Annotated in this window: 22 protein-coding genes; 12 read left to right on the top strand and 10 right to left on the bottom strand. The window is 69.9% G+C overall.

Annotated elements, in window-relative coordinates:
• Positions 1–29 precede the first annotated feature (29 nt).
• The 5 genes from bioD to P3102_RS26260 all read left to right on the top strand — a co-directional run bounded on the left by bioD (position 30) and on the right by P3102_RS26260 (position 3,909).
• Positions 30–752: a dethiobiotin synthase gene (bioD, locus tag P3102_RS26280; RefSeq protein WP_276362605.1), complete on the top strand. Its 723-nt coding sequence runs from the start codon at positions 30–32 to the stop codon at positions 750–752.
• 84 nt (positions 753–836) lie between these two features.
• On the top strand, positions 837–1,853 hold the full coding sequence (gene bioB / locus P3102_RS26275; RefSeq protein ID WP_276362603.1) for a biotin synthase BioB: 1,017 nt from the start codon (positions 837–839) through the stop codon (positions 1,851–1,853).
• The gene (locus tag P3102_RS26270) at positions 1,840–2,043 is read left to right on the top strand and encodes a hypothetical protein (RefSeq protein ID WP_276362602.1); all 204 of its coding nucleotides are present in this window, start codon (positions 1,840–1,842) and stop codon (positions 2,041–2,043) included. The genes bioB and P3102_RS26270 overlap by 14 nt, the downstream gene beginning before the upstream one ends.
• Before the next feature lie 149 nt (positions 2,044–2,192).
• Positions 2,193–2,798 (top strand): DUF2567 domain-containing protein, encoded by a 606-nt coding sequence (locus P3102_RS26265; RefSeq protein WP_276362600.1) that lies wholly within the window; start codon positions 2,193–2,195, stop codon positions 2,796–2,798.
• Between the two features lie 46 nt (positions 2,799–2,844).
• Positions 2,845–3,909, top strand: a complete 1,065-nt coding sequence (locus P3102_RS26260) for a M48 family metallopeptidase (RefSeq protein WP_276362599.1) — start codon at positions 2,845–2,847, stop codon at positions 3,907–3,909.
• A 427-nt stretch (positions 3,910–4,336) separates the two neighbouring features.
• On the opposite strand, the gene P3102_RS26255 is transcribed toward P3102_RS26260, so the two are convergent.
• The gene (locus tag P3102_RS26255) at positions 4,337–5,053 is read right to left on the bottom strand and encodes an LON peptidase substrate-binding domain-containing protein (protein WP_276362597.1); all 717 of its coding nucleotides are present in this window, start codon (positions 5,051–5,053) and stop codon (positions 4,337–4,339) included.
• 40 nt (positions 5,054–5,093) lie between these two features.
• Positions 5,094–5,729, bottom strand: coding sequence for an NUDIX domain-containing protein (locus P3102_RS26250; protein ID WP_276371356.1), 636 nt, complete (start codon positions 5,727–5,729; stop codon positions 5,094–5,096).
• Positions 5,730–5,851: 122 nt separating this feature from the next.
• Between P3102_RS26250 and nadA the strand changes: the two genes are divergently transcribed.
• The 4 genes from nadA to P3102_RS26230 are packed head-to-tail and all read left to right on the top strand — an operon-like array spanning position 5,852 to position 10,617.
• Positions 5,852–6,862: a quinolinate synthase NadA gene (nadA, locus tag P3102_RS26245; protein ID WP_276362596.1), complete on the top strand. Its 1,011-nt coding sequence runs from the start codon at positions 5,852–5,854 to the stop codon at positions 6,860–6,862.
• Positions 6,859–8,514 carry an L-aspartate oxidase gene (locus P3102_RS26240; RefSeq protein WP_276362594.1) on the top strand — a complete coding sequence of 552 codons (1,656 nt, stop codon included), beginning with the start codon at positions 6,859–6,861 and terminating at the stop codon, positions 8,512–8,514. Before nadA ends, P3102_RS26240 begins: the two co-directional genes overlap by 4 nt.
• Complete coding sequence (nadC, locus tag P3102_RS26235; protein ID WP_276362592.1) at positions 8,511–9,401, top strand: carboxylating nicotinate-nucleotide diphosphorylase; 891 nt, start codon at positions 8,511–8,513, stop codon at positions 9,399–9,401. The genes P3102_RS26240 and nadC overlap by 4 nt, the downstream gene beginning before the upstream one ends.
• 46 nt (positions 9,402–9,447) lie before the next feature.
• Positions 9,448–10,617, top strand: coding sequence for a S8 family serine peptidase (locus P3102_RS26230; RefSeq protein ID WP_276362591.1), 1,170 nt, complete (start codon positions 9,448–9,450; stop codon positions 10,615–10,617).
• A gap of 71 nt (positions 10,618–10,688) precedes the next feature.
• Here P3102_RS26230 and P3102_RS26225 read toward each other — a convergent pair whose 3' ends face one another.
• From P3102_RS26225 to P3102_RS26200, 6 genes are all read right to left on the bottom strand, one after another.
• Complete coding sequence (locus tag P3102_RS26225) at positions 10,689–11,066, bottom strand: hypothetical protein (RefSeq protein ID WP_276362590.1); 378 nt, start codon at positions 11,064–11,066, stop codon at positions 10,689–10,691.
• Positions 11,067–11,166: 100 nt separating this feature from the next.
• A complete protein-coding gene (locus tag P3102_RS26220; protein WP_276362588.1) occupies positions 11,167–12,513 on the bottom strand; it encodes an alpha/beta hydrolase in 1,347 nt (448 codons plus the stop codon).
• Between the two features lie 30 nt (positions 12,514–12,543).
• Entirely contained in the window at positions 12,544–13,863 is a 1,320-nt protein-coding gene (locus tag P3102_RS26215) for a WXG100 family type VII secretion target (protein ID WP_276362587.1), read from the bottom strand.
• Positions 13,860–14,264: a hypothetical protein gene (locus P3102_RS26210; protein ID WP_276362585.1), complete on the bottom strand. Its 405-nt coding sequence runs from the start codon at positions 14,262–14,264 to the stop codon at positions 13,860–13,862. Before P3102_RS26210 ends, P3102_RS26215 begins: the two co-directional genes overlap by 4 nt.
• A 110-nt stretch (positions 14,265–14,374) precedes the next feature.
• Positions 14,375–14,677 carry a hypothetical protein gene (locus tag P3102_RS26205; RefSeq protein WP_005155348.1) on the bottom strand — a complete coding sequence of 101 codons (303 nt, stop codon included), beginning with the start codon at positions 14,675–14,677 and terminating at the stop codon, positions 14,375–14,377.
• A gap of 21 nt (positions 14,678–14,698) precedes the next feature.
• The gene (locus P3102_RS26200; protein ID WP_073848466.1) at positions 14,699–15,040 is read right to left on the bottom strand and encodes a WXG100 family type VII secretion target; all 342 of its coding nucleotides are present in this window, start codon (positions 15,038–15,040) and stop codon (positions 14,699–14,701) included.
• Between the two features lie 230 nt (positions 15,041–15,270).
• On the opposite strand from P3102_RS26200, the gene P3102_RS26195 reads away from it, so the two are divergent.
• A complete protein-coding gene (locus P3102_RS26195) occupies positions 15,271–16,224 on the top strand; it encodes a hypothetical protein (protein WP_276362576.1) in 954 nt (317 codons plus the stop codon).
• A gap of 176 nt (positions 16,225–16,400) precedes the next feature.
• Positions 16,401–17,045, top strand: a complete 645-nt coding sequence (locus P3102_RS26190) for a hypothetical protein (protein ID WP_276362575.1) — start codon at positions 16,401–16,403, stop codon at positions 17,043–17,045.
• A gap of 377 nt (positions 17,046–17,422) precedes the next feature.
• On the opposite strand, the gene P3102_RS26185 is transcribed toward P3102_RS26190, so the two are convergent.
• Positions 17,423–18,121: a trypsin-like serine protease gene (locus P3102_RS26185; protein ID WP_276371354.1), complete on the bottom strand. Its 699-nt coding sequence runs from the start codon at positions 18,119–18,121 to the stop codon at positions 17,423–17,425.
• Between the two features lie 277 nt (positions 18,122–18,398).
• Between P3102_RS26185 and cpt the strand changes: the two genes are divergently transcribed.
• The gene (gene cpt / locus P3102_RS26180; protein WP_276362573.1) at positions 18,399–18,920 is read left to right on the top strand and encodes a chloramphenicol phosphotransferase CPT; all 522 of its coding nucleotides are present in this window, start codon (positions 18,399–18,401) and stop codon (positions 18,918–18,920) included.
• Between the two features lie 106 nt (positions 18,921–19,026).
• Here the strand turns inward: cpt and eccCa are convergent, their stop codons facing one another.
• On the bottom strand, positions 19,027–22,968 hold the full coding sequence (eccCa, locus tag P3102_RS26175; RefSeq protein WP_276362572.1) for a type VII secretion protein EccCa: 3,942 nt from the start codon (positions 22,966–22,968) through the stop codon (positions 19,027–19,029).
• Between the last annotated feature and the right edge of the window lie 59 nt (positions 22,969–23,027).

The raw sequence follows: 23,027 nt of genomic DNA, 5'->3' as shown, positions 1-23,027 counted from the left end.
TCGATCCCGACCCACTAAGTTCTCGGTACGTGAGCATGCTGGTCATGACCGGCACCGGTACGGGTGTCGGCAAGACGATCTCCACCGCCGCCATCGCCGCGCTGGCCGCCGGTCAGGGCCGACGCGTCGCCGTGCTGAAGCCGGCGCAGACCGGGGTCGGCCCGGACGAGCCGGGTGACCTCGCCGACGTGCTCCGGCTCGCCGGTCCGGTCACCAGCCGCGAGCTGCGGCGATATCCGGATCCGCTGTCGCCGGAGGCGGCGGCCAGGCTCTCGGGGCTGCCGACGCTCACCCCGAGCGAGATCGCCGCGGCGGCGAGCGACCTCGACGGTGAGCACGACCTCACCCTGATCGAGGGGGCGGGGGGCCTGCTGGTCCGGTTCGATGCCGACGGGGCCACGCTGGCCGACGTCGCGTGGTCGCTCGGCGCCCTGGTCATCATCGTGGCCGAGGCCGGGCTGGGCACACTCAACGCGACCGCGCTGACCGCCGAGGTCGCGACCAACCGAGGGCTCACCGTGGCCGGGGTGATCATCGGCTCGTGGCCCGACGAGCCGAATCTGGCCGCGGTGTCGAATCTGCGTGACCTGCCGGTCGCCGCCGGCGCCCCGCTGCTGGGCGTGCTGCCCGCCGGGCTGGGCACGGCCACCCCCGAGGAGTTCGCCGACCGCGCCAGGGCGGGTCTCTCGCCGTGGTTCGGCGGGGAGTTCGACCCGGAATGCTTCGTCGGCCGGGCGTCGGCCCAGAAGTGACCTGCGTCGCTGTGGCCGAGGCGCCCGGTCGTGCACGATGATGTGCCTTCGCCGCACCGCCCCATCCCGAACAGGAGCCGCCCCGTGACCACAGCCCCGGAGACCGTCGACATCCTCGCCGTGGCGCGCGACCAGGTCCTCGAGCGTGGTGTCGGTCTCGCCGAAGAGCAGATCCTCGAAGTCCTGCGGCTCGGCGACGACCACCTGAGCGACCTGCTGGCGCTGGCCCACGAGGTCCGGATGCGCTGGTGCGGCCCCGAGGTCGAGGTCGAGGGCATCATCAGTCTCAAGACCGGCGGCTGCCCGGAGGACTGCCACTTCTGCTCGCAGTCCGGTCGCTTCCCGACACCGGTGCGTTCGGCGTGGCTGGACATTCCCGGCCTGGTCAAGGCCGCCCGGCAGACCGCCGAGACCGGCGCGACCGAGTTCTGCATCGTCGCCGCCGTCCGCGGCCCCGACAAGCGACTGCTCTCGCAGGTCCGCGAAGGCATCAAGGCCATCCGCGAGGACGGCAACGACATCCAGATCGCCTGCTCGCTCGGCATGCTCACCCAGGAGCAGGTCGACGAACTCGTCGAGATGGGCGTGCACCGCTACAACCACAACCTGGAGACCGCGCGGTCGCATTTCGCGAACGTCGTCACCACGCACACGTGGGAAGAGCGCTGGGAGACCCTGCGCATGATCCGCGAGGCGGGCATGGAGGTCTGCTGCGGCGGCATCATCGGCATGGGGGAGAGCATCGAGCAGCGCGCCGAGTTCGCCGCGCAGCTGGCCGAGCTGAACCCGGACGAATGCACGATGAACTTCCTCATCCCGCAGCCGGGTACGCCGTACGAGGGGTACGAGGTCGTCGAGGGCAAGGACGCGCTGCGCACCGTGGCCGCGTTCCGGCTGGCGATGCCCCGCCCGCTGCTCCGGTTCTCCGGCGGCCGTGAGCTGACCTTCGGCGACCTGGGCACCAAGCAGGGCATGCTCGGCGGCATCAACGCGATCATCGTCGGCAACTACCTGACCAACCTCGGCCGCCCGGCCACCGCGGACCTGGAAATGCTCGACGAGCTGAAGATGCCGGTGAAGGCGATCAGTGACGTCCTCTGACCGACCGGCGTTCTGCGTCCACTGTGGACAGCCGTCCGACGGTGGCGCGGAACATCCCGCCTGCCACAACCCGAGAACGGCACTCGAACCGCCGCGCTACTGCACGTACTGCGCGCGGCGCATGATCGTCCAGATCACCCCGGTCGGCTGGACGGCCCAGTGCAGCCGTCACGGCTCCCTCGCCGGCTGAACACCCGCAATTCGTCACCTGGTTGCGGTGGTTGCGCGCGCAACCACCGCAACCAGGTGACGAATTGCGGGAGACGCGTGCCGGGCCGCGTGCGCTGGGGGCGTCATTGGTTACGCTCTGCACAAGCAGTTCGAGGGAGGAGTCCGGGGTTGGGCGAGACGACCGGTAAACCGGCACACCTGTCTTCCAGCGTGTCCGACCCCTGGTCGGTGCCCGTGCTGCCGAGGCCGCGCCGTCCGTTCCCGCAGGTCGTCATCAAGGCCGATCTGCTGCCGGCGGTCAGCGTGCTGTCCACGGCGGGCCTGCTCGGCTTCCCGCTGGCCTGGCTGTGGTCGCGGCTCGCGCCGCCCCAGCGGATGCGGGTGATCGACGACCGCGGCGGCCTCGCCCCGCTGGAACTGGAGAGCTGGCACCGCTTCGACGATCTCGCCGTCTACGGTTTCCTCGCGCTCGGCGCCGGCCTGCTGATCGGCATCGTGACCTGGCTGCTGCGGGAGCGCCGCGGGCCGGTCGTGCTGATCGCCGCGACCGGCGGCGCGACCCTCGCGGGTTGGCTGGGGACGACGATGGGGGTCGCCTTCGCCAACAGCCGCTACGAGATCGCTTCGGCGCCCGCCGTCGGCGACGTCATCGCGAAGGCACCGCAGATCGAATCCTCGTGGATCATGCTCGCCGCGCCGCTGATGACCACGCTGGCCTATACGCTGCTGACCGCGTGGAACGGCCGGGAAGACCTGGGCCGCCGCCTCGGCTGAGGATTTTCCTCTAGGGTGGGCGGCAACTTCTCTAGGGGGCTTTCTCTTGACCGACGACATCGAGGTTTCCCGGCACAACGCCGTCCGTTTCCCGGGTATCAGCCCGCGCGCCTACGAACATCCCGTCGATCGCGGCGCACTGGCCACACTGCGTGCGGTCCCCGGATTCGCGCAGGTCGTGAAGGCGGTTTCCGGTTTCTACGCCGAACGCGGCGAGCGGCTCATGGCGCTCGCGTCCGCGATCCGGGTCGGCCCGAAGCAGTATCCGGAGCTGGACAAGCTCCGCAACGAATGCGCCGAGACACTCGACCTCGATCGCGTGCCCAACCTGTTCGTCGCCCGCAGCCCCGAGGTCAACGCGCAGACGATCGGCATGGACGAGCCGTTCATCGTGCTCAACACCGCGGCCGTCGAGGCGATGGACCTCGCGTCGCTGCGGTTCGTGATCGGGCACGAGATGGGGCACGTGCTGTCCGGGCACGCGGTGTACCGCACGATCATGCTCCGGCTGATCGGCCTGCAGATGTCGATGTCGTGGACGCCGGTGAGCGCGATCGGCATCCGCGTCGTCATCGCCGCGCTGCGCGAGTGGTACCGCAAGGCCGAACTGTCCTGCGACCGCGCCGGGCTGCTGTGCTCGCAGGACCCGACGGCGGCGCTGCGCTCGCAGATCCTGGTCGCGGGCGGCATCGACCCGGCGAAGATCGACATCCCGGCGTTCCTGCAGCAGGCGGCGGAATACGAGTCGGTCGAGGACATTCGCGACAGCTACCTGAAGTTGCGTTACGTCGAGACGATGTCGCATCCGCTGGCGGTCGTGCGCGCCGCGCAACTGCAGAAGTGGGCCGCGTCGGAGGACTACCGGGGGATCCTGGCAGGCGAGTACCCCCGCCGTGACGAGGACGCGCCGTCGTCCACCTGGACCGACGACCTGAAGTCGGCCGCGAAGTCGTACAAGGACTCCTGGAACAGCTCGGCCGACCCGCTGACGAAGGTGTTCAGCGACGTCGGCGAGGCGGTGTCCGGGGCGGCGGGCAAGGTGTGGAGCAAGTTCGGCGGGGGCAACGGTCCGGGCGAGGAACCCGCGTCGGAGACGGGCAAGGACGGTTAGAGCCAAGGTGGCTCAGGTCCCTGCGTGGCTTCCGGGTGCGGTTGATGCCAGACCTTCTCGGACTTGGTGATCGCCACTTCGCCCCACGTACGCCTTCACCCTTGCCTAAGTACATGAAGGCCCCCTTCCTTGCGCCAGGCGCAAGGAAGGGGGCCTTCATGTACTTAGGTGGGCAAGGACCACAGGAGTGATGCCTACCGGATGCCGCCCTGGTTCGCCCGCTGCTGTTGCTTGCCTGCCGTGAGCGGGCTGGACCGCGTCGCGGAAGCCACTTCCCAAGACGTCAGATGTTCCGAAGGTGACTTTTAGTGACACGCCCACCAGGGGCGACAGGGGGCCGATAGGTCACCTGCCGCAGCTCGCGTATCGGCGGCACGTCATGAGTGGTAAGTGCCGGCAAAACCGTCCTTACCACTGACGAGGGCGTTCAGTTCAGGTTCGAGGGGCGCGTGAACTCGCCCAGTTCCCCCGGCGGCATCGGGACCGCGCCGAGGGTGCTGAGGAACCCGGCCTCCCGCGTCAGCAGCCGGCAGGCGATCCGCAGCCGCCGCAGCGGGTTGGTCTCCTCCAGCAGGCGTTGCCGGTCCTCCAGCGGGAGCAGGCAGTCCGAGGTGAGCCGGTAGGCGAGGACCGCGATGTCGCTGTCCTCGGGCGGGGTGGTCCAGTCGTCGGCGTCCCAGGCGGATTCGCAATAGCGCCGGTGCGCGGCCTTCGCGACGTCGGCGAGTTTGTTCACGGTGCCGCTGTGCACCGAGGCGACCCGGTCGTCGGGCACCCACTCGATCGAGCCGATCAGGTAAGGCGCGGATACGCGGTCGATCTCGAGCAGCCGGAACCGGCGCCGCGCGGTGGTGACGACGTCGAATCTGCCGTCCGGCAGCCGTTTCGCCTCGCGCAGCACCGTGCTGCAGCCGATTTCGTGGACGTGCTCCGGCCCGCTGACCTCCCTGATCATCGCCGAACGCAGGGCGATGACCCCGAACTCGCGGTCGGGGACGACCTCGCCGACGAGATCGGACATCAGCTGCCGGTACCGCGGCTCGAAGATGTGCAACGGCAAGTGTGTTCCGGGCAGAAGCACGGTCTGTAGCGGGAACAGCGGCAAGATCGCCTTCCCGGTGGACTCCTCGCTCGGCTCGGTCACCCGTTCAAGGTACGGGGACCGCGAGGACTTCGCAGGACGGTCACCTCCGGGTGGGCGGGCGGAACACCGCGAACGGGTCGGTGATCTGCATCCCCTTGCCCGCGAAGGAGAAGAGCGCCGCCGGACGACCGCCACTGCGGCCCGGCGGGGCGGTGCGCCCGGTGGGCAGGAGCAGTCCGCGCCGGGACAGTACCCGCTGCAGGTTGGTCGCGGACACCCGGTAACCCAGCGCAGCCGAGTACAGGCCCCGCAACGCCGATACGGTGAACTCTTCCGGGGCCAGCGCGAACCCGAGATTGGTGTAGCAGAGCTTCGAGCGAAGCCGGTCCCGCGCGCGCAGCACGATCGACTCGTGGTCGAACGCCGTCCGCGGCAGCGCGGAGACGTCGTGCCACTCGGTGTCTTCCGGGATCTCGGGGTCCACATCGGACGGTACGAGACCGAGGAACGCCGTCGCGACGACGCGCGGGCCCGGCACCCGGTCCGGCGCGCTGAACACCGCCAGTTGCTCCACATGCTTCAACTGGCATATGTCGACCTTCTCCGCGAGTTGCCGCCGGATGGACGCCTCGACGTCTTCGTCCGGGCGAAGCCTGCCGCCGGGGAGGGACCAGCGGCCCAGATGGGGATCGAGCGCGCGCCGCCACAACAGGACCCGGAGTGTGTCCGAGCGCACTTGCAGGACCGCTCCCAAAACCTCGTGGGCGAGGGGGGTCCGGGTGTTAAGATGACTTCGCACGGTTTTCGATTGTAAGGCGAAAACCGACAGTGGACAACTCGGTCCGGAGGGCCAGAACGATGACGAGCACCCTGCAGAACGACCTGACCCCGTACGGTGGCGTCGTCGCCGACGCCGCATGGGCGGAGGAGGTGCGGAGCCTCGCTCGCCAGCGCGACGCCGTCCTGCTCGCGCACAACTACCAGGTCCCCGAGATCCAGGACATCGCCGATTTCACCGGCGATTCCCTCGCGCTCAGCCGCATCGCGGCGAGCAGTGACGCGTCCACCATCGTCTTCTGCGGCGTGCACTTCATGGCCGAGACGGCGAAGATCCTGGCGCCCGAGAAGACGGTCCTGATCCCGGACGCGCGGGCGGGCTGCTCGCTGGCGGACTCGATCACCGGCGACCAGCTGCGGGCGTGGAAGGCCGAGCACCCCGGCGCGGTCGTCGTGTCCTACGTGAACACCACGGCCGAGGTCAAGGCCGAGACCGACATCTGCTGCACCTCGTCGAACGCCGTCGACGTGGTCGCCTCCATCCCCGCTGACCAGGAGGTTCTGTTCCTGCCGGACCAGTTCCTCGGCGCGCACGTCAAGCGGGTGACCGGCCGGGAGAACATGCACGTCTGGGCTGGGGAGTGCCACGTGCACGCCGGGATCAACGGTGCGGAGCTGGCCGAACGGGCCGCGGAGAACCCGGACGCCGACCTGTTCATCCACCCGGAATGCGGTTGCGCGACGTCGGCGCTGTACCTGGCGGGTGAGGGCGCCGTCGCCCCTGAGCGGGTCAAGATCCTTTCGACCGGCGACATGGTCCACGCCGCCCGTGACACCAAGGCGAAGTCGGTGCTCGTGGCCACCGAGATCGGGATGATCCACCAGCTCCGCAAGGCCGCGCCGGAGATCGATTTCCGCGCGGTGAACGACCGGGCGTCCTGCCGGTACATGAAGATGATCACGCCCGCCGCCCTGCTGCGGTCGCTGCGCGAGGGTGCCGACGAGGTCCACGTCGACGTCGAAACCGCCGCTCGTGCCCGCGCTTCGGTGCGGCGCATGATCGAGATCGGGCAGCCTGGCGGCGGAGAATGACCGACCCGGTTACCGCCTTGCAGGCGAAAACCCACCCGGTGTGGGAGGCCGTCACCGATCTCGTGGTGATCGGCAGCGGGGTCGCCGGGCTCACCGCCGCCCTGCGGGCGCGGGAGCTCGGACTGCGCGTCCTGGTGGTCACCAAGGCGACGGTCTCCGACGGGAACACCCGGTGGGCGCAGGGCGGGATCGCGGTCGTGCTGGAGGGTGAGCACGAGCGGGGCGACTCGGTCGGCAAGCACGCGGCCGACACGCTCACCGCGGGCGCCGGGCTCTGTGACGAGGAGGCCGTCCGGTCGATCATCGCCGGCGGCCCGGCCGCGGTGGCCAGGTTGCGGGCGGAGGGTGCCCGCTTCGACCAGGCCGTCGAGGGCCGTGAGGAACTTGCGCGCACGCGCGAAGGAGGTCACAGCGCGTTCCGCGTCATCCACGCCGGTGGAGACGCGACCGGCGCGGAGGTCGAGCGGACACTGGTGGCGAAGGCCGGTGACAGGCGGATCCCGGTGCTGGAGCACCACATCGCCGTCGACGCGCTCCGCACGCCCGCGGGCGAGGTCGTCGGCGTGACCGTCCTGAACCACCACGGCGTGCCCGGTGTCGTCCGGGCGCAGGCGGTGCTGCTGGCCAGCGGTGGGCTGGGGCAGCTCTACCAGGCGACGTCGAATCCGGAGATCGCCACGGGGGACGGGCTCGCGCTCGCGCTGCGCGCGGGGGCGCAGGTCGCGGACGTCGAGTTCGTCCAGTTCCACCCGACGGTCTTGTTCACGCCCGGTGCCCGCGGCCGTCTCCCGCTGGTCACCGAGGCGGTGCGCGGCGAGGGGGCGACCCTGCACGACGCGACGGGCGCTTCGGTCATGCGGGGGGTGCATCCGCTCGGTGATCTCGCGCCCCGGGACGTCGTGTCGGCGGCGATCACCCGCCGGATGACGCAGGCGCCCGGCGGTGTCGACGACCACGTCTTCCTCGACGCGACAGGGATCTCCGGGTTCGCCAAGCGATTCCCGACCGTGCACGCGGCGTGCGCGGCGATCGGGCTGGAGCCGGCGAAGGACCCGATCCCGGTCACGCCGGCGGCGCATTTCGCCTGCGGTGGCGTGGTGACCACCGTGGACGGACGTTCCGGGGTTCGCGGTCTCTACGCGGCGGGCGAGGTCGCGAGGACCGGCCTGCACGGCGCGAACCGGCTGGCCTCCAACAGTCTGCTCGAAGGACTCGTCGTCGGCCGGCGGGTGGCGGAGGCGGTCGCCGTCGACCTCGCCGCCGGTCTGCTGGCCGACCCGCGCCGAGGTGTGCTCACCTCTCCGGCGGAGGTCCCGGTGGCCGACCGCGACGCGCTGCAGCGCGCGATGAGCCGCTACGCCGCGATCGGCCGGGACGCCGAAGGTCTTTCGGTCATCGGTTCGGTGCTGGATCTCTCGGTACTGGAAAGTCCTTTGTGGACGCCCCGGATCGTGGAGGACGCGGCGCTCACCTTGGTGGCGGAGGCACTGGTCGCGGCGGCCGCGCGCCGGACGGAGTCCCGCGGCTGCCACGTGCGGACCGATTTCCCCGAACGCGACGACGACGTCTGGCAACGCGGCCAGCTCATCCGGCTCAGCCCGTCGGGGCAGCCGGTGCTGGCCGATCCGATCGCTTTGGAGGGTGTGGCATGAGCGAATTCTCCCCGTGGGTCACCAAGGCGCTGGCCGATCACGGTCTCGACGTCCCCGATGTGCACCGTGTCGTCACGACGGCCTTGGCCGAGGATCTGCGGTACGGGCCCGACGCGACGACGAACGCGACCGTGCCCGAGTCCGCGACCGCGCTGGCCGAGCTCACGCCGAGGACGGCCGGGGTGGTCGCCGGGATCCCGGTGGCGCTGGCGGTGTTCGACGTCGTGCTCGGTGCGGAGCTGGAGATCCTGGCCGCCCGCGACGACGGTGACCGGCTGACCGCCGGCGAACCCGCGCTGGTCCTCCGCGGTCCGGTGCGAGGCCTGCTCACCGCCGAACGCACCGCGCTGAACCTGCTGTGCCACCTGTCCGGTATCGCCACCGCGACCGCCGCCTGGGTGCGCGCCCTGGAGGGAACCGCTTGCCGGGTCAGGGATTCGCGCAAGACCCTGCCGGGACTGCGGTTGCTGGAGAAGTACGCGGTCCGCGCGGGCGGCGGGGTGAACCACCGGCTCGGTCTCGGTGACGCCGTCCTGATCAAGGACAACCACGTGGTCGCCGCCGGTTCGGTGACGGCGGCGCTCGCCGCGGCCCGCGAGCACGCGCCCGGACTGCACTGCGAGGTCGAGGTCGACGATCTGGGCCAGTTGGAGGAGGCGCTCGCCGCGGGTGCCGACGAGGTGCTGCTGGACAACTTCACGCCCGACGAATGCGCGAAAGCCGTCGACAGGCGCGACGAGGTTTCACCGAAGACCCGCCTGGAATCCTCGGGCGGCCTGCGGCTGGACGTGGCGCGGGCGTACGCGGAGTCCGGTGTGGATTTCCTCGCCGTCGGCGCGCTCACCCACTCCTCACCCGCGCTCGACCTCGGGATGGACCTGCGCTGACCGGGAGCACTAGAATTCCCTTGTGTGACAAGGGAATTCTGGAGGAATGGTGCGCTTTGCCGGTAAAACTGCCGTCGCGGGATGCGTCGCCTTCATGGCGTCGCTCGGCATCGGAGTCCCGGCGACGGCGGTCGCCGAACAGTGCGCGAACCCGACCGGCACCTACACGGCCGCCGTTTCGTGGGGACAGCGGCTGATCGATCCGGTGCGGATCTGGCCGCTGTCACGCGGCGCCGGCCAGCTGGTCGCGGTGATCGGCACCGGCGTCGACGGTGGCAACGGCCAGTTCGCACCGGGTCAGCTCGTCGGCGGCCAGGGCACCACGGCCGACGACTGCGACGGCCGGGGCACCATCGCGGCCGGGATCGTCGGCGCGCAACCGGATCCGTCCACGACGTTCACCGGGATCGCGCCCGGTGCCAAGATCCTCCCGATCCGCTACACGCAGGTGAACGGCGGCGGCGATCCCGGGCAACTCGCGTCCGCCATCGAGACCGCGCTGAACCGCGGCGCCGGGATCGTCCTGATCGCCGTCCCGGCCGCCGCCGACAGTCCGGCGCTGACCGGTGCCGTCTCGCGCGCCAGGGAGAAAGGCGCCCTGGTCATTTCTCCCGCCGCGGGGACACAACAGGCCCAGACGTCCTACCCGACCGCGACACCCGGGGTGCTCGCGGTGGGATCGACGAACCGGACCGGTGCGGCGGTGCAGTCGGAATCCGGTTCCTACGTGGGAATTTCCGCGCCCGGCGCCGAACTGGTCAGCACTTCCGCCGGCGCGGGCGGGACGGTGGCGCACCGGTGGCCGGTGAGCGACCCGAGCCTGGCCGCCGCGCACGTGGCCGGCGTCGCCGCGCTCGTGCGCGCCTATCACCCGGCACTGTCACCGGAACAGGTCGTCGCCCGGCTGACGCTGACCGCGCACCGCGGCCCGGGCGGCGGTCACGATCCCCGGCGGGGCTGGGGCGCGATCGACGCCTACGCCGCCGTTTCCGCCTCGATTCCCGCCGGCACACCCGGGCCGGGAGGACCGCCGAGCGTCGCTCCGGACACCTTCGTCGTCCCCGCCGCCGCGCCCGCCCGGGCCAACGCGGACAAGGTGTCCGGCGTGCTCGCCATCGCCGGGGTGGCCGCCGCCATCGCGGCGGGCGTGGTGGTGGCCGCGATCCGGCGGGGGAAACGCCGAGGCTGGAAGCCTTCACGGTTCCGTGCCTCGTGAGCGGCAGCGGTGTACTGGGGGACACCGCCGCCGCTCACGAGGTCTTTCGCGACCCCCTGGGGGCAAGTGTCCTAGGGGACGGGTACGCAGGCCGTCGAGCCCACGATGGTCACGCCGTCGCCGACGCGGGAGACGTGCACGTTGAAGTCGGCGCCGTCCCGGCTGAACTGCGCGATCAGCTCACGCGGGTTACTGCGGTCGCGGGTCCGCCAGCCCTGGTTTTCCAGCAGGGGAAGGACGACGTCGACGAGGGTGCGGACCGCGTCGGACGCGTCGTCCACGCGAAGGCCGTACTGCCAGCACAGTGACCTGCCCGGCTGAGTCGGGTCGCAGTCCAGTTCGCCTTCCACGGTGCGCTCGGCGGCGGTGCCGAAGGTGCCCGCGACGCCGTCGATGACCGCTGTCAGGTCTTCGGCCAGCGGGTCGAGCGCGGTGTTCGTGGTGATCATGATCAACCCTCAGTCTCTTGGGGCGCACCCGCGATCACGATCGCGGGTGGCACGCGGTCGGCCGATTCTCGCTGCGCTCCTCCGCTCCGCCACCTGTCCGTCACAACCCTCGTCCGACGCCTTCGATGGCCATCTCGCGCAGCGAACCGCCGGTGAAGCCCTCGTGCGTGACGGCGCCGCCGGTGAGCACACCGTAGATGTTGTTCCAGGAATCGGAACCCGGCTTGAGGACACCGCTGTGGGAATCGAAGCCCCACTGCAGCTCGCCGTTCGCGTCGCGGCCGGTTTCCAGTTCGACGACGCCGGGGAAGCGGTCGGGGTCCGCTCCGTGCCCGGTGCCGAGCCATTCGAAGAGACCCGCGTTGCCCTGCGCGACCACGATCGGGTCGAAAGGGGCCGTCATGGAGTATCGCTGCACACCGGCCTGGCTGGCCGGGAGGTCGTCCGGGCCCCAGATCCCGTGGCCCATCCCCGCGGATTCGACGTGCAGCACCTGATCGGCCCTGAGCCCGAGCTGTTCCGCCAGCCCCACGGTCGCGCCGCCGTAGCTGTGCCCGACGGCGGTGACCACGACACCGGGGCCGGCGTGGCTGTCGATCTGGCCACGCAGTTCGTCGCCGAAACGTTTGAGCTCGGGCGCCATCGTCTGCGCGTAATGCGCGGCAGGCCCTTCGGTGACGACGTTCTGCGGAAAGACCCCGTCGGCCCAGACCACCATCGCGGTCCGTCCGGTGGCGTCCGCGGCGACCAGGCTCTTGCCGAGGTCGGCGTAGCTCTGGAAGTTGCCGAACGAGGTGTTGACGCCGGGGACGAACAACCCGACGTTGCGGGTGCCCGGTTCGATCCGGCCGACCAGTTCGGCGATCCGCCCGAGCTCGCGCGGATCGAACCGCAGAATCTGCCGGTCGCCGGCGAGGATGTCCTCGTACAGCGCGATCCTGGTGCGCGCGTTCGCGATGTCGTCGGCTTTTCCGCCGTGTGTCAAAAGGTTCGCGAGCCGCTCGCGTTCGGAGGTCAGCGCGTCGGTGACCTTGGTGCGGTTCTCGGCGATGGCGGTGGCCCAGGAGCCGGTGTCGGCGGCGCCGCCGACGCCCGCCGGGTTCCCGGCCTTGGGCAACGGGTTCTCCGGCATCAGCGCCCGGTACGAAGCGGCGACCTGGACGTCTGCGCGCCGGTAGCCGCCGGCCGCGGACGTGAGTCCTCGATGGAGCACCGTCGCCTTGGTGAGCTGGCCGTCGAGTTTGCCCGCGACGTCCTTGATCGTCTTGGTGTACGTCGCCGATGCCGCACCGGACGAAGAAACGTGGCCGAACGCGGCGGCGGGGACGTTCTCGCCCGCCAGCGCGGTCTGCGCGGTCTTGAGGACGCCGGCGCGTTGTTCGAGCTCCGCCGCCGCCGCTTCGAGCCTGGCGGGGGCGACTCGGTAACCGCCCGCACTGGATGCCATCACCGAGCCGCCTCTCCTGGTCGGAAAAGATCAGTACTGTTCGGGTTCTTCGCCGAGCACGGCGGGAGCGACCGGGGACGACTGACCCCAGACGTTCTCGGTCTCCACGAGCCACGGCGGGATGCGCCGTCCGGAACCCATGTCGCCGCCCGCGCCCATGCCCATCGGCATCATGGGCATCATCGGCATCGCGCCCTTGGCCGCCACCGCGCCGGCCGCACCGGCGGCCCCGCCCGCGAGCCCGCTCAGCGCGCTGCCCGAGCCGCCGTCGCCGGCCAGACCGGAGAACGCGGCCGGCGCCTCGCCGGGACCGGAGAACCCGCCACCTCCGGCGCCGATCGCGCCGCCGATCGAGCCGCCGTCCAGCGAAGGCGCGCCGCCACCGCCGATCGGGATGCCGCCACCGGCCCCGCCCGCGGTGGCGCCCGCCCCGCCGGCGCCACCGCCGACGACCGCGCCGTCCTTCTTGTCGTCCTTGGGGTTCTTGCCGCTGGCCCAGCCCGGCACCCGCGGCATGATCGAGCCGAACCGGCCGAACGCGGCGGCCGAGGCCGCGGCGAGACCGGCGGTGAACATGTCGCCGAACAGCGGATTCGATTTGGGGACCTGACCCGGCTGCCCGCTGGTGGGCGGCGTGGAGCCGTCCGAAGGCAGCGGATGCGTGTCGTCGCCCGGTGCGACACCCACACCGGGCGTTCCGCCGATGCCGTTGCCGACCGAGCCACCCGGGGCGGTGCCGCCACCGGCGACCGGCGGCGGGGTGACGGCGTTCGGGGAGGCCGGAATGGACTCCTCCGCCGTCGAGTACTCACCCGCGAGCTGGGTCATCACCACGATCGCCTTGCTGTGTGCCGCGTTGGCCGCGCTCGCGGCCTGCTGCTGCGCTTCGACGTTCGCGATGGCTTGCTGCCGCTGCTGCGCCGCGTTGACGATCGTCGCCTGCGACGAATCCGGCGGCAGCAGCGGCGGATTGACGGCCAGTGCGAGGTCGGCGGGGGCGACGTCGGGTACCGCGACCGGCGGCGGCATCTCCTTCTTGGCCTTCACCAGCGCGTCCGCCGCGTCTTCGAGGAGGTCGTTCATCGCGTGCGCGGTCTGGGCGACCTTGCGGATGCCACCGACCAGGTCGGTGATCATCGTGTGGTACTTGTCGGCGGCGCCGCCGGTCCAGCTTCCGGAGAACTCCTTCAGCTCACCGGTCAGGTTCTCGGCCTGTTCGAACAGGCCGGAACCGGTGGACTGCCATTTGTGGGCCGCGTGACGCGCCGTGGTGGGGTCGCCCGCCTGCAGCATCGCGTAGAGCTGCTGGTGGGAGTACGCGGCGAAGTTCGTGTGCGCGGTCTCGGTCATCCCTTGTTCCCCCCGCCGTGCGAGCCGCTGTTACCGCCCAGCACGCCCCCGAGGGCGTTGAGCAACGGATCGAGCAACCCGGTCTGCTGACTCGAGTGGTTCATGTCGCCCGCCACCGAATCGTCGGCCGCCGCGTAACCGTCGGCTACGGTCGTGGTGACGTCCTGCGCGAAGGTGATCGCGCCCTTGACCTGGTCCAGCAGCCCCTGCATCTCGGCGACGGCCGCCTGGTGCGCCTTGGTGAGTGAACCCGCCTCCCCGAACTCGCCGAACAGCAGCGGCTGTTCGCTCAGGGTCAGCAGGAAGTCGTTCGGCTTGGACATCGCGTGGATCTGGGTCTCCAGTTCCCGCACGAAGTCCTTCAGTGATTCCAGATGGACGTAGTACGAGTGGTCTTGCATTGATCCCGGCTCTCTCGTGAACGGCCACGCCGACAAGGGGACGACAACGCGCGAAGCCGGCCGGCCGGTGCCGAGGGGGGTGAAAGCACCGGCCGGCCGACGGATGGGGATCAGCCGGCGAACAGGCCCTGGTTGCGGTTCTCCAGGCTGTGCTGGAGATCGTGGGCGTCGCCGACCTTGCCACCGAACTGCGCGATGATCGCCACGATGTCCGCGGTGGCCTGGCGCAGGCGGGTTTCGGACGCGCGGGCCGCCTCACCGGCGGAGCTGCCGGAGGCGTACCAGGTCTGGGTGATCGGCTGCAGGTTCGTGTGCAGCTGTTCGAGCTGGGACGTGAGCGCCTTGGCCTTGGCGGCCAGCGAGGCCGAGCTGTGCTGCAGCGCGGCGAAGTTGATTTCGACGACGTCAGCCATGATTGGTGGTCCTCTCGCGGATCAGGGGTTGAGCCGGTGGATCACGGTCTGGTCGACGGTTCCGCTGACCCCGGTCAGGCTTTCCCGGACCTGCTCGTCACCCGAGTTGTAGTTCCGGTTGCTCTCGTGCACGAGGCGCGACATCGTGTTGAGCTCGTTCACGGCGATGGTCATCTTCTCCTGCAGGCGACGCTGCAGGTCCCAGAACGCGACCGCCTGGTCACCCTTGTAGTTGTGCAGGGTCTGGGTCAGCTCGCTCTCCAAGCTGGCCATCGTGGTCTTGGCGTTCGACGCGGTCTCCTCGAACCCCTGGACGGCGCGCGCCATCGCAGCTGCGTCTGCCTGATATCCCGTACCGGTCATTGATGGGCCACCTCCTCTCATCTCGCTGGAAATCCCGGTGAGCACCAGGGGACGCCCTGTCTGCTCTTGTGAAGGACACGCTAGAAAAGAGGGGGGTGCGGTCAAACGGCACAACTGCCGGTCGCGGTGACGGCACTATTACCCACAGGTCGGCGGTAAGGCTTTCCCCACCCTCGACGCGGGGGAGTGCTCCAGTGTCCGGACCGGAGCCTCCCGGCACGCTCGAATCCATGATGGACAGGGGATCCGGGACAGTACCGCATCGACCGCTGATGATCTTGGCGGCGGCGATGGCGGTGCTCGGGGTGATCGCGCTCGGCGGTCTCGTCTTCGACGATCGCGGTCTCGTCGACGCGCCCATCTGGCTCAAACCGCTCAAGTTCACGATTTCCGTGGGGCTGTACGCGGTGACGCTGGCCTGGCTGATCCGGCAGCTCACCCTGGGCGAACGGCTCGGCTGGTGGCTCGGGACGGTGTTCGCGGCCGGCCTCGGCCTGGACATGGCGCTGCTGTTCTGGCAGATCATCGTCCGCGGCCGGACACTCCACTTCAACCAGGCGACCCCGGCCGACCAGTGGATCAACAACATGGTCGCGAACGGCGCCTTCACCGGATGGGGGGCGACGGCGGCCATCGCGGTTCTCTTGCTGTTCCAACGTCTTCCTGACCGGGCGATGAACTCCGCGTTGCGCGCGGGTGCCGCGTTGTCCGTCGCCGGCATCGGGATCGCGCTGCTGATGTTCGGGCCGAACGAACAGCAGAGGGCCCAGTTCCGCTCCGGCGAACGGCCGTCGATGGTCGGTGCCCACGCGGTCGGCGTACCCGACGGCGGCCCGGGCCTGCCGGTGCTGGGCTGGAGCACCGTGGGCGGGGACATGCGGATCCCGCATTTCTTCGGCATCCACGCGATCCAGGCGTTGCCGCTGGTCGCTTTCGGGCTGCTCAAGCTCGCCCGGCGGTATCCGGTGCTCGAATCGGACTTCGTGCGGCGGAATCTGGTCCGGACCGCTTCGGTGGGCTTCGCGGGGCTGCTGGTACTGCTCACCTGGCAGGCCCAGCGCGGGCAGTCCATCGTGCATCCCGATTTCTGGACGCTGGTCGCGGGCGCCGGGATCATCGCCGTCGTGGCCGCGGGTTCGGCCCTTTCACTCCGGACGCGGCGGCCGATGCATCAGCTGAGGTGACTTCGCCGAAGCCCGCCCGTGGCCTTCATCGCGATCCGATAGCTTTCGGGGTGAAGAAGGGGGAAAACGTGCAGCGAACGTGGACTGGCCGTCGGCTTCCGGGCGTGGTGCTCGCGGCGGCGGTGGTGATCGGCGGGGTGGCTTGCTCGCCGGCTTCGCCTGAAAAGGGCGCTTCAGTGGCACCGGAGTTTTTCGGCCCGGCGGGATATCGCGGGCTGACGCCGGGAATGGCCAAGGACGCCGCGCTGGCGGGCGGGAAGCTCGCCACGGCACCGACGTCGACTTTGGATGGTTGCGCCGACTTCTCCTACGCGGGCGGCCCGGCACCCGACCCGGCGCGGATGAAGGCGGAAGCCGACGCGGAGACCAAGGCCAAGGATCTGAACAGGAAGGCCGACGAACTTCAGGCCGATCCGGAGCCGAAGCCAGGCGCCTCCGCGGAGGAGAGCGCCAAGGCGGCGGAGAAGTCCGCCAAGGACACCCGGCTGTTCGCCGACGCCGCTCAGGCGTCCGCTGATCTGGCGGGCAAGCGGGAGGAACGCGACAAGGCCTTCGTGGCCGCCGGTGGCGCCTCGTTCGGCAAGAACGGGCTGCGTGAACTCGCCGCCCCTTCGGACGCGAAGACGGCGGAAGGGATCGGCGCCGGTTCGTCGCTGGTGGAGCTCAAGACGGCCTACGACGCCAAGGGTCTGAAGGTCGGCGACAACGGCCGGTTCCAGGTGCCTGTCGACGGGAAGCCGGACTGGGTCTACGAGTTCACCGTCACCGGGGAGAAGGTCGGCTCGGTGTCGATGGTCGACTCGAAGTCGAAGTGCGCCTGAGAGTTCGAGGTAGGGAGCGCGAGCTGGTCGTGAGAGGCGTTTCGGTTATCGAGGGGTAAGGCGCTCTATCGTGTGGGTGGCAAGTCCGTGAAGGCCTCCTTGAGGAACCCTGGGTCCCTCAAGGAGGCCTTCACGGACAGCAAACCGCCCATGCAGAGCGACCACACGCCCTACGCGCGACAGGTCGACTTACCTCTCACTAACGCGGTGCGCATGGCTCGAAACGGCGCCGACAGCAAAAACGTCCTTTGTGGACGGTCGTGGGTGTGCCGGACCCAGGCGATCGGGCCATTCGAAGTTGGCGGCCTGACACGTTTGCCCTACCCCGCAACAGAACCCGAACCGCCGCTCACGACCGGCTGGGCCGCGTACCGGTGTCAGACTCCCGCGGTGGTGCGGATCCAGTTGCGGCTCGCCGCGACGCTGGTGTAGTTCTGGGTGCCCTGCGGGTTCGTGCCGGAGTTGCTGCCGGTCGAGCAGACACCGACCTGGACGCCGTTCGAAAGCTGCGGGCCACCGGAGTCGCCGTGCCAGGCCGAACCGTTGACACCGACGCTGGCGATGGCCTGGCCGCCGTACGCGTCGCTGCTGGTGCCGGTGATGCGGACGTTGGCCGTCTTCAGGACGCTCGACGGCGGGTTGCTGCCCTGTGTGCGGCCCCAGCCGTAGATCTGGTTCGTGGTGCCCTTGGCCGGGTTCGCGGTGCCGAGCTTCATGTACGTCGTGCTCACCGCGGTCGTGAGGTGCAGCAGGGCGATGTCACCGCTCGGGGCCGCCTTCTGCTGGTCGACGTCCGCCTCGGTGCCCTGGTTCAGGCTGACGTCGCCGACCTTGACGTGCATGCCGGGCTTGTTGAGACAGTGCTTCGCGGTGAGCACCCACTGGGGAGCGATGATCGTGCCGGAGCAGTTGAAGCCGCCGAACGCGGTGGCGTCGTCCCAGTAGATCTGGGCGCCCCACGGCGCGGAACTCACGGTGCCGCCGCCGATGATGTCCTGGCCCGCGTTCGCGGCGGGAGTGGCGGCGAGGGTCAGCGCCGCGGCGGCGCTTGCCACCGCGGCGAAGATTTCGGACATACGCATGAATACGCCCTTCGGCCTGCGTCGGGGAGTTCGTTCCGAGAGGAAACGGTTTCACCAAGTTAGGCGGCGGTAAGGGCTTTTGTAACCTACCGAAGTCGGTAAGCGATGCGAGGAAAGTAGTGGGCCGTCCGGGTGGGCGGGCCGACGTCTTGGGGGAAACGAGCTGCCAAACGAATTCCGGAATCGGGTGGATGCTTCCTCTTCGCCGTGGACGTCCGTCGTATCCGAAATCCTCGGGCATTTCTCGCCTGTCAGCGTCTAGAGTGCTCGCGTGACGACAGTGATCGTGCTGAACGGCGGCTCCAGTTCGGGTAAGTCGGGGATCGCCAGGTGCCTGCAGGCGGTGTCGCCGGATCCCTGGCTCACCCTCGGCGTGGACACCTTGATCGACGCCATGCCGTCCACGGTGGACGACGGGATCGACTTCGCGGCGGACGGTGGCGTGAGCGTCGGATCCGGTTTTCGGCGGCTCGAGAACGCGTGGATGGCCGGTGTCGCGGCAATGGCCCGGTCGGGGGCACGGGTCATCGTCGACGATGTGTTCCTTGGCGGGGCCGCGTCGCAGCAGCGGTGGCGTGACGCGCTGGAGGGACTCGAGGTCCGGTGGGTCGGGGTCCGGTGTGACGGCGCCGTGGCCGCCGGGCGGGAGATGGCGCGGGGGAATCGGGTCACGGGGATGGCGGAGGCGCAGGCCGAAATCGTGCATCGAGGCGTCGAGTACGACTTCGAAGTGGACACGGGAGCGAACGAAGCCTTGGCCTGTGCCCGGGAGATCGCCGCCCGGCTCGGGTGACTCCGCTGGGGCGACGCAGGGCTGCACACCGGCTGTCTTCACCGGAAACGATGACGCGATCGTGACGTGCCACAGGCCGATCCGCCCGACAGGCGCACCCGAGGTGTCAGTCCTCCACCGGCTTCGTCCAGGCCACCTGGACCAGCCCCGTCCCGTGCCGCCGTGAGACCAGCACGCCCCGCCCGGCGGGCTGCGGCCCCGGTTTGACCTCGCCGAGCAGTGCCCCTTCGTCCCGCGATCCGGACATCACGAGGCCGGGGGAACCCAGCTCGCGGATCCGTTGCAGCACCGGCTCGAACAGGGACCGCCCGGCACCGCCGCTGCCGCGCGCGAGGACGAGGTGGAGCCCGATGTCCCGCGCCTGCGGCAGGAATTCCAGCAGCGGCAGCAACGGGTTGCGGCCCACGGTGGCGACCATTTCGTAGTCGTCGACGAGGACGAACAGTTCCGGGCCCCGCCACCAGGACCGGTTCCGCAACTGATCCGGCGTGACGTCCGCGCCGGGGAGCCGGTTCCGCATGGCCTGCTGGCACTGGTCGATCAGCCCGGTCAGTACGGTTTCGGAGCCCGCGTAGCCGAGCAGATGCGAATCCGGCACCGCGCCCAGCATCCCTCGCCGATAGTCGGCGACGATGATCGCGGCCTCTTCCGCCGAATACTTCGACACGATGCCCTGCCCGATCGCGCGCAGGAGCGAACTCTTGCCGGATTCCACGTCACCGAAGGCCAGGAAGTGCGGTTCGGTGGCGAAGTCGAGGTACACCGGCCGCAGATTCGATTCCGCGATGCCGAGCGTGATCTGCTTGCGCGGCCCGGCCTCCAGCGAGTCGAGCGGGACCTCGGGCGGCAGCAACCGTACGGCCGGTGCCGGTTTGCCCTTCCAGGCGGCGGAGATCCGGCGGTTCAGCTCCAGGCCACCGGCGCCGACGGTGTCCGGCCGTTGGTCCGAGTCGATCCGCGGCAGTGCCGCGAGGAAGTGGAGCTTGTCCGCGGTCAGCCCGCGCCCCGGCCGGTCGGCGGGGACGTTCTGCGCGATCTTGCGGTCGATCAGCGAATCCGCCGGCTCACCGAGCCGCAGTTCGAGTTTGGTGCCGATCGCGTCGCGCAGCGGCGCCCGCATGCCCATCCACTGGTTGATCGAGACGACGACGTGGATGCCGAAACCGAGCCCGCGCGAGGCCAGACTGGTGATCTGCTCCTCCAGTTGCTCGTATTCCTGGCGGATCGTGGTCCAGTTGTCCACGAACAGGAAGACGTCGCCGAATTCGCGGCCTTCCGTGCTCTCCCGGAACTCCGCACGCCGCTGGCGGAACGTCGTGATCGACTCGATCCCGTTGGCGGAGAAGAACTCCTCGCGCTGTTCGAGCAGGGTCGTCAGCTCCGCCACCACCCGACGGCAGCGCTGGGCGTCGCGCCTGGTCGCGTAGCCGGACACGTGGGGCAGCCCGGCGATCGGCGCCAGCGCGCCACCGCCCATGTCCAGCACGAACAGCTGGACCTCTTCCGGCGTGTGGGTGAGCGCGAGCATCGCGGCGATGTCGCGCATCAGCGTGCTCTTGCCGCTCTGCGGCGCCCCGACGATCAGCGCGTGCCCGGCCGCGCCGGAGAAATCGGCCCACAGCATGTCGCGTCGCTGCTCGAAGGGCTTGTCCACCAGGGCGACCGGGATCATCAGCTTGCCGTTGCCGCCCCAGCCCAGTGGGCACAGGCCGCGTGCCGGGTCTTCGCCGAGCGGTGGCAGGAGCTGGTCCAAGGTGGGCGGTTCGGCCAGCGGCGGAAGCCAGATCTGGTGCGCCTCCGGCCCCTTGCCTTCGAGCCGCGAGATCATCGCGCCGATGATCGTCTCGCCCGTCCCCTTTTCGACCGGCTCTTCGGCCTCGACGGTCACCGGGATCTCCACCGGTGCCAGCGTGAACGGCATCAGGCCGAGGCTCCGGCCGTCCTTGCGCACGATCTTGCTGCGCGGTGGCAGTTCCCCCGAGACGTACGCGGCCTTGAGCCGGATGAGGGTGTCGTTGTCGGACTTCAGGTACGCCGAACCCGGCACGGGCGGCAGCTGATAGGCGTCGGCGACACCCAGCACGGCGCGGCTCTCCGACGCGGAGAACGTCCGCAGGCCGATCCGGTACGACAGATGCGAATCCAGGCCGCGCAGCCGTCCCTCTTCCAGCCGCTGCGAAGCCAGCAGCAGGTGGATCCCGAGACTTCGCCCCAGCCGCCCGATCGCGACGAACAGGTCGATGAACTCCGGCCGCGAGGACAGCAGCTCGCTGAATTCGTCGATGATCACCAGCAGCGACGGCAACGGCCGCAGGTTGACGCCGGCTTCCCTGGCCTTTTCGTAGTCCCGCACCGACGCGTAGTTCCCGGCGGCGTGCAGGAGTTCCTGACGCCGCAGCAGTTCGCCGTTCAGCGCGTCCGCCATGCGGTCGACCAGCGCGAGATCGTCGGACAGGTTGGTGATGACGGCGCAGGTGTGCGGCAGCCCGGTCATCCCGGCGAAGGTCGCGCCACCCTTGAAGTCGATCAGCGCGAGGTTCAGCTTCTCCGAGGAATGTGTGACGGCGAGCGCGGTGACCAGCGTCCGCAGGAGTTCGCTCTTGCCGGATCCGGTCGCGCCGATGACCAGCCCGTGCGGGCCCATCCCGCCTTCGGCCGATTCCTTCAGGTCGAGCTCGACCGGCCTGCCCTCGGGGTTGACGCCCAGCGGGATCCGCAGCCGGTCGCGCGCGGACCGCGGCGCCCAGGTGACGGCCGTGTCGGTGTCGCGCGGGTCGCCGATGCCGAGCAGCCCGGCCAGCCCGAACGTCGCCGACATCGGTGCCTCGCTGACCACCGCCGCCCCCTGGAACAGCGGTGTCAGCATCCGTGCCAGCGCTTCGGCGGCACCGCGGTCCAAGGTGTCCGGCAGGCCGAGGAAACCGAGCCGCTGCTCCGATCCGTCGCCGACGACCATCCCGAGCTGCTCCGGGCTCATGTGCAGGCTCAGCAGCCGTTCCGACGACACCGACCGCGGCTGCTCCGTGCCGATCTCCACCACGGTGACGCCGAGCCTGCCCTCTTCGGCGACGAGCCGCGTGTCGCCGAGGGTGTGCCCGCCGTCGACGATGACGACGACGTGGGGCAGGTCCGGCCGCGAATCCGGCCGGCGGGTGAACGCCGGCCGGTCGCCGAGGTCGGGACCGAGGAGGTCGGCGAGCTTCCCCGAGTCGGCGTCGACGAGCCGTCGCGGACCGGCGGCGTCGGCGGCGGTGGAGGCCACGTGCGGCAGCCACTTCGCCCATTCCCAGTCGTGCAGCCGGTCGGTGTTGACGCAGAGCGCGATCCGCAGGTCACCGGGTGAATGGAAGGTCGCGAGCTGGGTCAGCAGCGCTCGCGCGGTCCCGAGCGTGTCCGGGCGGCGGCCGGACAGGCTGACCTGCGCGAACGACCGCAGCGAGACCGCGACCGGGAGTCCGTCGACCGTCGAATAGGTCCGGATGAAGTGCTTGAGGTTCGTCGAGCACACCGGGTCGAGGTCTTCCAGCGGCACGGTCTGCGGTGCCCTCAACGGCGTCGCGAGCCGCTGCGGCCCCGTCCCGACGCGCACCTGCCCGAACTGCGGGTCGGACCGGCGGCGATCCCACAGCCTCCCCGTCTCGATGTACGCCCACAGATCGGCCGGGTCGGGTTGCAACGCCGCCATCGCCGCGCGCTGGTTGTCCGCGATCTCCCGGACCTGGCCGCGCAGACCGGTCAGATACCGTTGGTAGTCCCGGCGTTCCTCGTTGATCTGCGCCTTCTTCGCCGCGCCACCGCGCCCGAGCGACATCACCACCATGCCCACCATCGCGGTGAGGAACAACGCGCCGAAGATGTAGGTCATCACCCCGCCGTCGCGTCCGATGTAGACGAACGACATCGCGCCCATGCCCAGCATCATCGGCATGAACATCAGCAGCTGCATGGCTCCGCCGGACGAGCCCTTCGGCAGCATCGGCGGGGACTGCAGGACGATTTCACCGGGCTGCTCGCCCAGGGCCGGCAGGCGGTCGCGAGTGGTGCTCATCAGGGTCTTTCTGGCCGCTTGTGGGTAATCCTGCCGATCATTCTGGCCACTCGGGCCGC

The sequence above is a fragment of the Amycolatopsis sp. QT-25 genome (genome assembly GCF_029369745.1).
Classification (GTDB): domain Bacteria; phylum Actinomycetota; class Actinomycetes; order Mycobacteriales; family Pseudonocardiaceae; genus Amycolatopsis.
Note: the sequence above shows the minus strand (reverse complement) of the source record. Positions and strands in the feature narration are given on the sequence as shown.

What these genes read in the sequence shown, in the direction of transcription:
- P3102_RS26225 (WP_276362590.1), bottom strand. Translation starts at nt 11,066, where the DNA reads ATGATCACCACGAACACCGCGCTCGACCCGCTGGCCGAAGACCTGACA.
- P3102_RS26185 (WP_276371354.1), bottom strand. Translation starts at nt 18,121, where the DNA reads ATGTCCGAAATCTTCGCCGCGGTGGCAAGCGCCGCCGCGGCGCTGACC.
- P3102_RS26200 (WP_073848466.1), bottom strand. Translation starts at nt 15,040, where the DNA reads ATGACCGGTACGGGATATCAGGCAGACGCAGCTGCGATGGCGCGCGCC.
- P3102_RS26205 (WP_005155348.1), bottom strand. Translation starts at nt 14,677, where the DNA reads ATGGCTGACGTCGTCGAAATCAACTTCGCCGCGCTGCAGCACAGCTCG.
- P3102_RS26240 (WP_276362594.1), top strand. Translation starts at nt 6,859, where the DNA reads ATGACCGACCCGGTTACCGCCTTGCAGGCGAAAACCCACCCGGTGTGG.
- eccCa (WP_276362572.1), bottom strand. Translation starts at nt 22,968, where the DNA reads ATGAGCACCACTCGCGACCGCCTGCCGGCCCTGGGCGAGCAGCCCGGT.
- P3102_RS26215 (WP_276362587.1), bottom strand. Translation starts at nt 13,863, where the DNA reads ATGACCGAGACCGCGCACACGAACTTCGCCGCGTACTCCCACCAGCAG.
- P3102_RS26195 (WP_276362576.1), top strand. Translation starts at nt 15,271, where the DNA reads ATGATGGACAGGGGATCCGGGACAGTACCGCATCGACCGCTGATGATC.
- nadA (WP_276362596.1), top strand. Translation starts at nt 5,852, where the DNA reads ATGACGAGCACCCTGCAGAACGACCTGACCCCGTACGGTGGCGTCGTC.
- nadC (WP_276362592.1), top strand. Translation starts at nt 8,511, where the DNA reads ATGAGCGAATTCTCCCCGTGGGTCACCAAGGCGCTGGCCGATCACGGT.
- P3102_RS26220 (WP_276362588.1), bottom strand. Translation starts at nt 12,513, where the DNA reads ATGGCATCCAGTGCGGGCGGTTACCGAGTCGCCCCCGCCAGGCTCGAA.
- P3102_RS26230 (WP_276362591.1), top strand. Translation starts at nt 9,448, where the DNA reads ATGGTGCGCTTTGCCGGTAAAACTGCCGTCGCGGGATGCGTCGCCTTC.
- P3102_RS26210 (WP_276362585.1), bottom strand. Translation starts at nt 14,264, where the DNA reads ATGCAAGACCACTCGTACTACGTCCATCTGGAATCACTGAAGGACTTC.